11 protein-coding genes are annotated in these 12,492 nt (G+C 57.0%); 9 read left to right on the top strand and 2 right to left on the bottom strand.

All coding sequences use genetic code 11. From position 1 onward, the window contains the following. Positions 1 to 115 precede the first annotated feature (115 nt). The gene (locus KVT28_RS20405) at positions 116 to 1,240 is read left to right on the top strand and encodes a GNAT family N-acetyltransferase (protein WP_217549846.1); all 1,125 of its coding nucleotides are present in this window, start codon (positions 116 to 118) and stop codon (positions 1,238 to 1,240) included. Here the strand turns inward: KVT28_RS20405 and KVT28_RS20410 are convergent. Beyond that, positions 1,237 to 3,069 (bottom strand): ABC transporter ATP-binding protein, encoded by a 1,833-nt coding sequence (locus KVT28_RS20410; protein WP_217549848.1) that lies wholly within the window; start codon positions 3,067 to 3,069, stop codon positions 1,237 to 1,239. The genes KVT28_RS20405 and KVT28_RS20410 overlap by 4 nt on opposite strands. Positions 3,070 to 3,133: 64 nt before the next feature. On the opposite strand from KVT28_RS20410, the gene KVT28_RS20415 reads away from it, so the two are divergent. Beyond that, positions 3,134 to 3,628, top strand: a complete 495-nt coding sequence (locus KVT28_RS20415) for a GNAT family N-acetyltransferase (protein WP_101762750.1) — start codon at positions 3,134 to 3,136, stop codon at positions 3,626 to 3,628. Between the two features lie 82 nt (positions 3,629 to 3,710). Here KVT28_RS20415 and KVT28_RS20420 read toward each other — a convergent pair whose 3' ends face one another. Then, complete coding sequence (locus tag KVT28_RS20420; protein WP_217549851.1) at positions 3,711 to 4,625, bottom strand: sugar ABC transporter substrate-binding protein; 915 nt, start codon at positions 4,623 to 4,625, stop codon at positions 3,711 to 3,713. A 410-nt stretch (positions 4,626 to 5,035) separates the two neighbouring features. Between KVT28_RS20420 and KVT28_RS20425 the strand changes: the two genes are divergently transcribed. The 7 genes from KVT28_RS20425 (at position 5,036) to kdpB (ending at position 12,489) form a co-directional block, all read left to right on the top strand. Continuing rightward, positions 5,036 to 6,427, top strand: a complete 1,392-nt coding sequence (locus tag KVT28_RS20425; protein ID WP_217549853.1) for an MFS transporter — start codon at positions 5,036 to 5,038, stop codon at positions 6,425 to 6,427. 123 nt (positions 6,428 to 6,550) lie between these two features. Then, on the top strand, positions 6,551 to 6,859 hold the full coding sequence (locus KVT28_RS20430) for a type II toxin-antitoxin system RelE/ParE family toxin (RefSeq protein WP_101762747.1): 309 nt from the start codon (positions 6,551 to 6,553) through the stop codon (positions 6,857 to 6,859). Between the two features lie 43 nt (positions 6,860 to 6,902). Next, positions 6,903 to 7,235, top strand: a complete 333-nt coding sequence (locus KVT28_RS20435; protein ID WP_101762746.1) for a HigA family addiction module antitoxin — start codon at positions 6,903 to 6,905, stop codon at positions 7,233 to 7,235. A 156-nt stretch (positions 7,236 to 7,391) separates the two neighbouring features. Next, positions 7,392 to 8,555, top strand: coding sequence for an HD-GYP domain-containing protein (locus tag KVT28_RS20440; protein ID WP_217549855.1), 1,164 nt, complete (start codon positions 7,392 to 7,394; stop codon positions 8,553 to 8,555). Positions 8,556 to 8,664: 109 nt separating this feature from the next. Beyond that, positions 8,665 to 8,754 carry a K(+)-transporting ATPase subunit F gene (gene kdpF, locus KVT28_RS28230; RefSeq protein WP_081113208.1) on the top strand — a complete coding sequence of 30 codons (90 nt, stop codon included), beginning with the start codon at positions 8,665 to 8,667 and terminating at the stop codon, positions 8,752 to 8,754. Continuing rightward, positions 8,754 to 10,433, top strand: coding sequence for a potassium-transporting ATPase subunit KdpA (kdpA, locus tag KVT28_RS20450; RefSeq protein ID WP_217549857.1), 1,680 nt, complete (start codon positions 8,754 to 8,756; stop codon positions 10,431 to 10,433). The genes kdpF and kdpA overlap by 1 nt, the downstream gene beginning before the upstream one ends. Positions 10,434 to 10,440: 7 nt before the next feature. Further along, a complete protein-coding gene (kdpB, locus tag KVT28_RS20455; RefSeq protein ID WP_137386708.1) occupies positions 10,441 to 12,489 on the top strand; it encodes a potassium-transporting ATPase subunit KdpB in 2,049 nt (682 codons plus the stop codon). Positions 12,490 to 12,492 lie beyond the last annotated feature (3 nt).

The raw sequence follows: 12,492 nt of genomic DNA on the forward strand, positions 1-12,492 counted from the left end.
CACAGGTCGGTTGCGGGCACAAAGCAAGGTATACACATTCAGTGCGCTGCACCTTTTCCCACGCGGGAAAACCTGTTGAACTAGGCGCTCGCTTTCACCTGGCCGGGAGCCGTGAATGTCTTTGCTACATCTGTCGTCGCTGGCGGAGATCTCCGCCGTCGAATGGGATGCGCTGTTACCTGACGATCAACCGTTTTTACGCCATGCCTTTCTTCTTTCATTAGAAGAGAGCGGCAGCGTGCGGCCCGAAAACGGCTGGCAGACGGATCACCTGCTGTGGCGCGAAAACGGCACGCTGCGTGCGGCGCTGCCGGGCTATCGCAAACGCCATTCGCGCGGTGAATATGTGTTCGACCATGCGTGGGCGGATGCCTGTCAGCGCGCCGGTATTCCTTACTATCCGAAATGGCTGGGCGCGATTCCGTTCAGTCCGGTGACTGGCGCACGCCTGCTGGGCGATGAAGAAGCGGTGCTGAAACTGCTCAGCGTGCTGCCGGATAACCTCTATCAACACGGTCTGAGCGGCGCGCACATCAACTTCACCACGCCGTTCGCCAACCACATTATGCAGCAGCAGCCAGACTGGCTTGAACGCCTCGGCTTGCAGTATCACTGGCACAACAAAGGCTATCGCGATTTTCAGGATTTCCTCGACACGCTGATGTCGCGCAAGCGTAAACAGCTGCGCAAAGAGCGTGAGCAGGTGATGAGCAGCGGCTTTGAATTCAGCTGGTATCGCGGCGATGAGCTGCGCGAGGATCAGTGGGATTTTGTTTACACCTGTTATGCCAACACTTACGCGGTGCGCGGCCAGCGGCCCTATCTGACCCGCCACTTCTTTAGCCTGCTGGCGGAGCGCATGCCGCATTCGATTCGCGTGGTGATCGCGACGCTACAAGGGCAACCGGCAGCGATGGCATTCTGCTTAATGGACGGCAACACGCTGTACGGCCGCTATTGGGGCTGTCTGGCGGAGTTTGATCGGCTGCATTTTGAAACCTGCTTCTATCAGGGCATGGATTTCGCCATCGCGGAAGGTGTGCAGCGTTTTGATGCGGGCGCGCAGGGCGAGCATAAGCTGGTGCGCGGCTTTGAGCCGCACATCACCCATTCGTGGCACTATCTGTGTCATCCCGGTTTGCGTGATGCGGTGGCGGATTTTCTGCTGCAGGAACGGGAAGGCGTGCGCGGCTGGGCAATTGAAGCGCGCGACGCCTTACCGTATCGGCGTGGTGATTAATCCGCGCCGACAAAACCGCCGGTCTGATGCTGCCACAGGCGCGCGTAAAGTCCGCCGTGCGCCAGCAGTTCGCGGTGGTTGCCCATCTCGACAATCTCACCCTGCTCCAGCACCACCAGACGATCCATTTTGGCGATAGTGGAAAGACGGTGCGCGATAGCAATCACCGTTTTACCCTGCATCAGCGTTTCCAGGCTCTCCTGAATCGCCGCTTCCACCTCGGAATCCAGCGCCGAGGTGGCTTCGTCCATGATCAGAATCGGCGCGTCCTTCAGCAGCACGCGCGCGATGGCGATACGCTGACGTTGACCGCCCGACAGCTTCACGCCGCGCTCGCCCACGTGCGCATCCAGCCCGGTGCGGCCTTGCGGATCGGAGAGCAGCGGAATGAACTCGTCGGCGCGCGCGCGGATAATCGCCGCCTGCAACTCCTCTTCCGTCGCATCCGGACGACCATACAGCAGGTTTTCGCGAATTGAGCGATGCAGCAGCGACGTGTCCTGCGTGATCATGCCGATTTGTCCGCGCAGGCTCTCTTGCGTCACTTCAGCGATGTTCTGATCGTCAATCACAATACGGCCGCTGTTGATGTCATACAGCCGCAGCAGCAGATTCACCAGGGTGGATTTACCGGCCCCGGACGGTCCAATCAAACCGATCTTCTCGCCCGGCTTGATGTTGAGGTTGAGGCGATTGATCACCTGACGACTGCCGCCATAATCAAAGCGCACATCCTCAAAACGAATCTGACCGCGCGTCACCTGCATGTTTTTCGCATTCGGTTCATCCTGCACGCTCAGCGGCTGCGCGATGGTATTCAGGCCGTCCTGCACCATGCCGATGTTTTCGAAGATGCCGTTCACCACCCACATGATCCAGCCGGACATGTTCACCAGACGAATCACCAAACCGGTCGCCAGCGCAATCGCGCCAACGCTGATCAGCGACTGGCTCCACAACCACAGCGCCAGGCCGGAGGTGCTGACAATCAGCAAGCCATTCAGCGTCGAGAGCGTGATATCCATGGTGGTGACCATGCGGCTGGCGTGCTGGGTTTTGTCGGTTTGCTCCTGAATCGCCTCACGCGCGTAACGCTTCTCCAGATCGTTATGCGAAAACAGTTTGATGGTGGCGATGTTGGTGTAGCCGTCGACAATGGTGCCCATCAATTTCGAGCGCGCTTCCGATGACACCACCGAACGCTGTTTAACGCGCGGCACAAAGAAGCCCAGCGACACGCTGTAAGCCACAATCCAGATCATCAACGGAATCATCAAGCGCCAGTCGGCTTCGGCGAACAGCACCAGCGAGGTCACCGCGTAAATCACCACGTGCCAGATGGCGTCCACCAGCTGTACCGCCGAATCACGCAGCGAGTTACCGGTCTGCATGATGCGCTGGGCAATGCGCCCGGCAAAATCGTTCTGGAAGAAATTCAGGCTTTGACGCAGCACGTAGTTGTGATGCTGCCAGCGGATCATGCTGGTCATGCTCGGGTTAATACTTTGATGTACCAGCATATCGTGCGCAGCAATCACCACCGGCCGCAGAATCAGCGCGACAAAACCCATCCACAGTAATATTTGCCAGTTATCGCTGAACAGCGAAGCGGGCGTCGAGTGATTAACCAGGTCAATGATGCGGCTGAGATAGCTGAACAGCGCCACTTCGATCAGTGCTTGTGCCAGCCCGACAATCAGCAGCGCGACAAAGCTCGGCCACACCTGACGCAGATAGTAGAAGTAGAACGGCCAGACGCTGGCGGGTGGGGAATCGGTTGGCGCATCCTGGAAAATATTGATAAAACGTTCAAAACGGCGATACAACATAGAATCACTCTTCCCGAAATGGTGAGAGTTAACAGCTTAGTGCATGTGAAAAGGGATTACCGACATGGATTTACACATTCGCGGTCGTGAGCCGGGCGATGCCGCCGCCTACCAACGCCTATACAGCCATCCTGACGTTTATCGCTGGACCACGCAGTTGCCGTGTCCGAGCATAGCGACCTGGCAGAAAAAATTCGAAAAGATGGATGAGCTGGGATACATCGGCTTTGTTGCGGAGATTGAGGGTGCGATGGTCGGTGAGCTCACGCTGTTTGTCGAACAGCGTCCGCGTACGCGTCACAGCATTAGTTTTGGTATCAGCGTCGATCCGGCGTTTGGCGGGCGCGGCATTGGTGAAAAGCTGATCCGCCACGCGATGGATTACGCCTTCAACTGGCTCGGCATCATGCGTATTGAGCTGGAAGTGTTCCACGATAACCAACGCGCGCTGCGCCTGTATCAAAAGCTGGGCTTCGAGCGCGAGGGCGTGAAGCGCAAAGCCTGCCTGCGCGACGGCGAATATCACGATATCGTGCAGATGGCTAAACTAAAAAACTGATGGGTTTTGCGCAATAAATTGCGCCGCTACGGAATTGTGCACGCATTCGTAGCGGTGCGATTCATCGCGCGAATTTGACCTTTTACTGACTCTTCTCAACGTACTTCTGCATATTCTCTTTGGTCACCAGCTCGAACGGGATCCACACGTGTGAATCCACTTTCTCGCCTTTGATCAGCTTCTGTGCCACATCCACCGACGTTTTGCCCTGGCCGACCGCATCCTGGAAAACCGTGACCTGAATTTTGTCCTGCGACAGCGCTTTCAGGCCGTCTGGCGTAGCATCGATACCGCCAATCAGCACCTTTTTATTGCTTTTGGCCAGCGCCATGGCCGCGCCTATCGCCATCTCATCGTTATTAGCCGCAACGATATCAATCGCTTCATCGTTGCCCAGCCAGCTATTCATCAAATCCATGCCTTCATTGCGCGCGTAGTTAGCGGGCTGTTTCTGTACCACTTTCATGCCGGGATATTTCGCCACCACTTGCTCAACGTCTTTGGTGCGTTGCAGCGCACCGGCGTCGGTCAGGTTACCGATCATGATCGCCACATTGCCTTTGTAGTTAGCCATTTTCGCCAGCGCTTCCATCTGCAAGGTGCCGGATTCACGCTCGTCGGAGCCGACAAACACCACGCCGGCCGGCAGCGATTTATCGCCCGGCGTGCGGTTGACGTACACCAGCGGAATTTTTGCCTGCTGCGCCAGCCTGGTGAGCTGCGGCGTGCTGGCGGAATCGACCGGATCGACGATGATCGCATCCATGCCCGCACCGATAAAACTCTGCACCTGATCGGTCTGACGTCCCACGTCACCGCGTGCATCTTCAAACTGGATATCAAGCCCACGCGCTTTGGCTTCTTTATCAATCGACTGGCGAATAATGGTGAGGAAGTTTTGATCGAAGTAGGCCATCGACACGCCAATTTTTTCCGCCAGCGCCGAGGCTGACGTTGAGAGCAGGCCGAGCAACACAATCGCCTTGAGGGTTTTCATCGCAGACTCCAGAGTAAGCTTGTTATTAGAATGAATGTTTCATTGAGTTTAAAAATGGCTCAATGAAATCATTTTCAGCCTACGAGCGCGCCACCCGGCTGACAATCGGCAAGGTTGGATTTTGCAGCTAAGCGCACACTTTGCTCTCGGGTGCCTCTTACTTTGCGCGCTCATAGTTGCACTGCGAAGGATTTTCTTAGAGTTGGCGCACATTGCGGTGCAACAGCCTGCTGATTTTTGAGGTTCTGTGCAGCGCCGCACCTTGCTTTGTGCTGGCTGCCAATTCTGGCGCTAATTAGCACTGTCGATTCCGCCATTCGCCCAATGACCACGCCTGAAACCGCTTCCTATAGTTGCTGAACAGGGAAATAAAGCGGTATTCCGGCACGTTCATTTGAGGAATTCAGCCCATGCTAAAAGCCAATCATCGTCCACAGAACAGCCACGTACGCGTTGGGATCCTTTGCCTGATCCTGTTTCTTTCCGTGGTGGCATATGCCGACCGCTCGATCCTGTCGATCTCAGGATCGGCGATCAAAGATGAGTTTGGACTTTCGGCGATCCAGCTTGGTCTGATCCTCTCGGCATTTAGCTGGGCCTATGTGATCGGCCAGATCCCCGGCGGCCTGTTTCTCGATCGCTTCGGCACCAAAAAAGTGTATGGCGTGACGCTGGCGCTGTGGTCGATCTCCACGTTGCTGATGGGCTTTGTCGGCGAGTTCTCCAGCGGCATGACCATGGCGCTCACGCTGATGTTTGCGCTGCGTTTCGCGCTGGGCCTGATTGAAGCACCGAGTTTTCCCGCCAATGCGCGCGCGGTGATCATGTGGTTCCCCAGCGCTGAACGCGGCCGTGCTTCTTCACTCTTTGCCTCGGCGCAATATTTTGCCGTCGCCATCTTTTCGCCGCTTTCCGGCTGGCTGGTGTCGCGCTTCGGCTGGGAATGGCCGTTCTTTGTGCTGGGCGGCATTGGCGTGCTGGCAGTGTTTGTCTGGATGGGCTTTATGCGCAGCCCGCGCCATCATCCGCAGGTCTCGGAAAATGAATTGCGCTACATTGAGCAGGGCGGCGCGCTGGTTGATATCGATTCGGCACAAACGCTAAAAGCGCGTCCGCCGTTGAGCAAAGCGATGTTCAGGAAGCTGCTCAGCAACCGCATGCTGTGGTGCGCCTATATCGGCCAATACTGCATCATCGCGTTGAGCTACTTCTTCATCACCTGGTTCCCGATCTATCTGGTGCAGGCGCGCGGCATGAATATTCTTGATGCCGGTTTTGCCACCATCGCACCAGCGGTATTTGGTTTCCTCGGCGGCATCAGCGGTGGCTATATCTCCGACAAACTGCTGGCAAGCGGCTGGAGTTTATCCTGGGCGCGTAAAACGCCGTATATTGTCGGCATGCTGATGGCGGCATCGCTGGTTCTGGCGGCGGTGATCCCCAGCAACGTCGGCATTATCGCCATGATGTCGTTCGCCTTCTTTGGTAAAGGCGTGGCGGCGGGCGCCGGAACCTGGACGATTGTCAGCGATACCGCACCGAAAGAAGCGGTTGGCCTTGCGGGCGCGATTTTTAACGGCATCGGCAATATGGCGGGTTTTATCACGCCGCTGCTGTTCGGCATCATCGTCGGCTTAACCGGCAGCTACAGCATCGGGCTGGTGTTTGTCGGCGCGCACTGCGTGGTTGCTGCACTGCTGTTTCTGCTGGTGATGGGACCGATTGAACGCGTTGGTGCGGAGCAGAATCTCGTAGCCTCTTATGAAAATCCTGAGAAAGCGCGCGGCATTAAAGCGGTTTAATCATCGGCTCATAAATTTTTGGAATCCCGATCTGAAATTCGTTATGATGTTAAAAAATGCACTTGAGCACAGTGCGTTAGTGCAATAAGTTGCCCACCATGTTTACATCAGGTGTGGTAGTAGATGAAGGGTTCAATTCACAGTTTCAGGGACGATTGGCTGCGATTATTTTTTGTTTATGCAACACCGCATAAGCATATCCCGGCCATGATTGAGTCCGCATTGGCGCGCAAGCTCGACATCATCCATGCCGCAACATCGCATCATGATTTGCGTTCACCACCGGGTAATCGCTTTGAGGCCTTAAGACCTCCGCTATTGGGGTATTATTCAATACGGATAAATGAGCAGTATCGACTAATTTTTCAATGGGTTAATGGCACGGCAAGAGATCTCTATCTCGATCCACACACTTATCGTAAACACCGCTAGCAGCCACTTGTGGCCAACTGCTAACCGTTAAAGAGAAGCAATAATGAAACAGGCGATGCGTAAACCGACCAGCGTTGGCGATGTTCTGCAGTACGAGTTCCTCGAGCCGCTTAACCTCAAAGTGAATGACCTGGCAGAGATGTTGAACGTGCACCGCAATACAGTCAGTGCATTGGTGAATAACAACCGTAAACTGACCACCGAAATGGCCTATAGGCTGGCAGCTGTTTTCGATACTTCAGTCGATTTTTGGCTGAATCTGCAGCGCCATTTGGATCTATGGGAAGTGGAAAACGATGCCAGAACACAGGAAGAGTTGAGCAGGGTAACGCCGTTAAGTGCCTTTCTGGCGCAGCGTTCAGCGGTTGTAGCCTAAAATCATGGTCGCCATAAATGGCGATCCAACGACGTAAAATTCGCATTTATACGTACCTCGCGCGCAAACCTCACCGATCGCACAAATCCACTCTGAAGATTTTTTGCTCAGCTGCCGATACCTCCTTACCACCCACTGATATTAAGGAGCGATATCGTGATAAAGCTGATTAATGTTGACGAACTGCGGCAGGGAATGTTTATCCACAAACTGGAGGTTTGGTGGGTCAAAGATAAGCGCATTCGCAACCAAATGCTGATCACTGATAAACGCCAGATCGCGATGATCCGCAATGAGGGGATCCTGCAGTTATGGATCGATCTCGACAAATCGGTACAGGCACCCGTCACGCCTGCGCCGAAAAAAGAGATTCCTCAAACTTCGTTTTTCCAGGAGATGGATCAGGCGCAAAGCATCTTCAATCAGGGGAAACCGCAGGTGCTGGCGATGTTTAACGAGGCGCGCATGGGGCAAGGCCTCGACCTCGATTACACCCTTGATCTGGTTGATCAAATTGCCGGTTCGATCACCCGCGAACCCACGGCGCTGCTGAGCGTGGCGCGCCTGAAGAATCACGACGATTACACCTATCTGCACTCAATGGCGGTGTGCGGTTTGATGATCTCGCTCGGCAAAAAAATGGGCCTCGATGAGCATCAGCTGCGGCGCGTTGGTATGGGCGGTTTGCTGCATGATGTGGGTAAAGCCGCGGTGCCGCTGGAGATTCTCAACAAACCCGGCAAGCTCAGCGATGAAGAGTTCACCGTGATGCGTCAGCATCCGATTGTGGGCGCGCAGATGCTAATGGAAGCCAATGCCGGTGAAGATCTGCTGGATATCGCGCTGCATCACCATGAAAAGTATGACGGCAACGGTTATCCGCACGGACTGAAAGGCGACGAAATCTCACTGTATGCGCGCATGGCATCGGTATGCGACGTCTATGATGCCGTCACCTCGAATCGTCCTTATCGCAAAGGCTGGACGCCTGCCGAAGCGATGCACAACATGTTGATCTGGCGTGGCCACTTCGATAACACGCTGTTGCACGCCTTCGTACGCACCATCGGCATTTATCCGGTGGGATCGCTGGTGCGACTGGCTTCCGGGCGCGTGGCGCTGGTGGTACAGGCGGGCGAAAAATCGCTGCTCAAGCCCAAAGTACATGTGTTCTGGTCGCTGCACGCGCAGCGCGAAGTGAAACCGGAAGCGCTCGATCTCGGCGACAGCTTCTGCACCGACAGCATCACCGGCGCGGAAGACAGCGGCTTATGGCAGAACATCGATCTGAACCGCATCTGGGCGTTAGAAAGCGCTTAATTCTTCACCATTTTTATACTTTATTTACGCCCGCTTCCCGCCTTTTTACCTCTTCTTTATGCCGCGCCGCGCATGCTTGCAGCACTACCTAAATCCTTTGGAGGTTGCTGTGAGCGTGGGCGTGATAGCCGGCATCGTGCTGGTGTTTGTTCTTCTGGGCTACCTGATTTATGCCCTACTTAATGCGGAGGCATTCTGATGGCGGCGAATGCATTCATGCTAATTGCGGTGTTTCTGCTGGTACTGATGGTGCTGGCACAACCGCTGGGACGTTATCTCGCCCTGTTTGTCGCTGACAAGCCGCTGCTGCCGCGCACCGAAGGCACGCTGTGGCGACTGGCCGGTGCCGACGGCGATGCCATGCGCTGGCCGCACTATCTGCTGGCGATTCTGCTGTTTAACGCGCTGGGTTTTGCCTTGCTGCTGCTGATGTTGATGACGCAGGCTGCGCTGCCGCTGAACCCGCAGCATCTGCCTAATCTCAGCTGGGATCTGGCGCTCAATACCGCTATCAGCTTCGTCACCAACACCAACTGGCAATCCTACGCCGGGGAAAGCACGCTGAGCTATTTCAGTCAGATGGCGGGCCTCACGGTGCAGAACTTCCTGTCGGCGGCGACCGGTATCGCCGTGGCGTTTGCGCTGATTCGTGGTTTTGCCAACCGTTCGCTGGATACGCTCGGCAACGCATGGCGTGACCTGACGCGCATTACCCTTTACGTGCTGCTGCCGATCAGCCTGGTTATCGCGTTGTTCTTCGTCAGCCAGGGCAGTATTCAAACCTTCGAACCGTACCATGCGCTCACCACGCTGGAAGGCGCGCAGCAGACGCTGCCGCTCGGGCCGGTGGCATCGCAGGAAGCGATCAAAATGCTCGGCACCAACGGCGGCGGTTTCTTCAACGTTAACTCGGCGCATCCGTTCGAAAACCCGACGGCGCTAACCAACTTCGTACAGATGCTGAGCATCTTCCTGATCCCGGCGGCGCTCTGTTTCACCTTTGGTCAGCATCTGGGCGATCGTCGTCAGGGCCACATGCTGCTGTGGGCGATGACCATCATGTTTGTGCTGGCGGTGATCACCGTGATGTGGGCCGAACTGCGTGGTAATCCGCACTTCCTCGCGCTCGGCGCAGACAGCGCCATCAACATGGAAGGCAAGGAGACGCGCTTCGGCATTCTCAACTCCAGCTTGTTTGCGGTGATCACCACGGCGGCGTCGTGCGGTGCGGTCAACGCCATGCATGACTCCTTCACCGCGCTCGGCGGCATGGTGCCGATGTGGTTGATGCAGCTGGGTGAAGTGGTGTTCGGCGGCGTCGGTGCTGGCCTGTACGGCATGCTGCTGTTCGTGCTGCTCGGCGTGTTTATCTCCGGGTTGATGATCGGTCGCACGCCAGAGTACATGGGCAAAAAAATCGACGTATGGGAGATGAAGATGACCGCGCTGGCGATCCTGGTGACGCCAACGCTGGTGCTGCTCGGCACCGCGCTGGCGATGATGACCGACACCGGTCGCGCCGGTATGGCCAATCCTGGTATTCATGGCTTCAGCGAAGTGCTGTACGCGGTTTCCTCGGCATCCAATAACAACGGCAGCGCCTTTGCCGGACTGAGCGCTAACACGCCGTTCTGGAACCTGCTGCTGGGCTTCTGCATGTTGGTGGGCCGCTTCGGCATCATCATTCCGGTGCTGGCGATTGCCGGTTCGCTGGCGGCGAAGAAAATTCAGCCAGTCGGCAACGGCACGCTGCCAACGCACGGCCCGCTGTTTATCGCGCTGCTGATTGGCACCGTCTTGCTGGTGGGCGCATTGACGTTCATCCCCGCGCTGGCATTGGGCCCGGTCGCGGAACATCTGCAATTAATTCAGGGATAACGGAATCATGAGTCGTCAACAACTGGCGCTGTTTGATGCGGCGCTAACCCGCGTTGCCATGCTGGATGCGCTGAAAAAACTCGATCCACGCGTGCAGTTCCGCAACCCGGTGATGTTTTTGGTGTGGATCGGCAGCGTGCTGACCTCGGTATTGGCGGTGGGCATGGCCAGCGGCGCGCTCAGCGGTAACGCGGGCTTTACCGCCGGCGTCGCCATCTGGCTGTGGTTCACCGTGCTGTTCGCCAACTTCGCCGAAGCGCTGGCGGAAGGGCGCAGCAAGGCGCAGGCCAACAGCCTGAAAGGCATCAGTAAAACCAGCGATGCGAAAAAACTGGCCGAAGCGCGCTACGGCGCAGCCTGGCACAACGTGGCGGCCGATACGCTGCGCAAAGGCGATGTGGTGCTGGTGGAAGCCGGTGACATCATTCCGTGCGACGGCGAGGTGCTGGAGGGCGGCGCATCGGTGGATGAGAGCGCCATCACCGGTGAATCCGCGCCGGTGATCCGTGAATCGGGCGGGGATTTCTCCTCGGTGACCGGCGGTACGCGCATTCTTTCCGACTGGCTGGTAATTCAGTGCAGCGTCAATCCGGGCGAAACCTTCCTTGACCGCATGATTGCGATGGTGGAAGGCGCGAAACGCCGTAAAACGCCGAACGAAGTGGCGCTGACCATTCTGCTGGTGTCGCTGACAATTGTGTTCCTGCTGGCGACCGCCACGCTGTGGCCGTTCTCAGCGTATGGCGGCACGCCGGTCAGCATCACGGTGCTGGTGGCGCTGCTGGTGTGTTTGATCCCGACCACCATCGGCGGCCTGCTGTCGGCCATCGGTGTGGCGGGCATGAGCCGCATGCTGGGCGCGAACGTCATCGCCACCAGCGGCCGTGCGGTGGAAGCGGCGGGCGACGTCGATGTGCTGATGCTGGATAAGACCGGCACCATCACGCTTGGCAACCGTCAGGCGACGCAGTTTCTGCCCGCGCCGGGTGTCAGCGAACAGCAGCTGGCCGATGCGGCGCAGCTGGCATCGCTGGCCGATGAAACGCCGGAAGGGCGCAGCATCGTGGTGTTGGCGAAGCAGAAATTTAACCTGCGTGAACGTGACTTGAGCAGCATGGGAGCGAGCTTCATTCCCTTCTCGGCGCAAACGCGCATGAGCGGCGTGAACGTGCAGGATCGTCTGATCCGCAAAGGCGCGGTCGATGCGGTTCGTCGCCACATTGAAGCCAATCATGGCCGCTTCCCGTTAGAAGTGAATGCCGCCGTCGAAGAAGTGGCGCGCGCTGGCGGCACGCCGCTGGTGGTGGCCGAAGGCGCGCAGGTGCTGGGCGTGGTGGCGCTGAAAGATATCGTCAAAGGCGGTATCAAAGAGCGCTTTGCCGAGCTGCGCAAGATGGGCATCAAAACGGTGATGATCACCGGCGATAACCCATTAACCGCGGCGGCGATTGCGGCGGAAGCGGGTGTCGATGACTTCCTGTCTGAAGCGACGCCGGAAGCCAAGCTGGCGCTGATTCGTCAGTATCAGGCCGAAGGGCGCTTAGTGGCGATGACCGGCGACGGCACCAATGACGCACCGGCGCTGGCGCAGGCCGACGTGGCGGTGGCGATGAACTCGGGAACCCAGGCGGCGAAAGAGGCCGGCAACATGGTCGATCTCGACTCGAATCCGACTAAGCTGCTGGAAGTGGTGCACATCGGTAAACAGATGCTGATGACGCGCGGCTCGCTCACTACCTTCAGTATCGCCAACGACGTGGCGAAGTATTTCGCCATTATTCCGGCCGCGTTTGCCGCCACCTATCCGCAGCTCAACATGCTCAACGTGATGGGGCTGCATTCGCCGAACTCGGCGATTCTGTCGGCGGTAATTTTTAACGCGCTGGTGATTGTGTTCCTGATCCCGCTGGCGCTGAAAGGCGTGAGTTATCGTCCGCTGAGCGCGGCGGCGCTGCTGCGTCGCAACCTGTGGATTTACGGTGCGGGCGGATTAGTGGTGCCGTTTATAGGTATTAAAGCCATCGACCTGCTGCTAACGCTGCTTGGTCTGGCTTAAGGA

This window comes from Pantoea sp. GbtcB22 (genome assembly GCF_019091025.1).
Lineage (GTDB): Bacteria > Pseudomonadota > Gammaproteobacteria > Enterobacterales > Enterobacteriaceae > Pantoea > Pantoea leporis.

Coding starts and splice junctions, on each gene's coding strand:
- KVT28_RS20420 (WP_217549851.1), bottom strand. CDS start 4,625: ATGAAAACCCTCAAGGCGATTGTGTTGCTCGGCCTGCTCTCAACGTCA.
- KVT28_RS20435 (WP_101762746.1), top strand. CDS start 6,903: ATGAAACAGGCGATGCGTAAACCGACCAGCGTTGGCGATGTTCTGCAG.
- kdpB (WP_137386708.1), top strand. CDS start 10,441: ATGAGTCGTCAACAACTGGCGCTGTTTGATGCGGCGCTAACCCGCGTT.
- KVT28_RS20430 (WP_101762747.1), top strand. CDS start 6,551: ATGAAGGGTTCAATTCACAGTTTCAGGGACGATTGGCTGCGATTATTT.
- kdpA (WP_217549857.1), top strand. CDS start 8,754: ATGGCGGCGAATGCATTCATGCTAATTGCGGTGTTTCTGCTGGTACTG.
- KVT28_RS20425 (WP_217549853.1), top strand. CDS start 5,036: ATGCTAAAAGCCAATCATCGTCCACAGAACAGCCACGTACGCGTTGGG.
- KVT28_RS20405 (WP_217549846.1), top strand. CDS start 116: ATGTCTTTGCTACATCTGTCGTCGCTGGCGGAGATCTCCGCCGTCGAA.
- KVT28_RS20415 (WP_101762750.1), top strand. CDS start 3,134: ATGGATTTACACATTCGCGGTCGTGAGCCGGGCGATGCCGCCGCCTAC.
- KVT28_RS20410 (WP_217549848.1), bottom strand. CDS start 3,069: ATGTTGTATCGCCGTTTTGAACGTTTTATCAATATTTTCCAGGATGCG.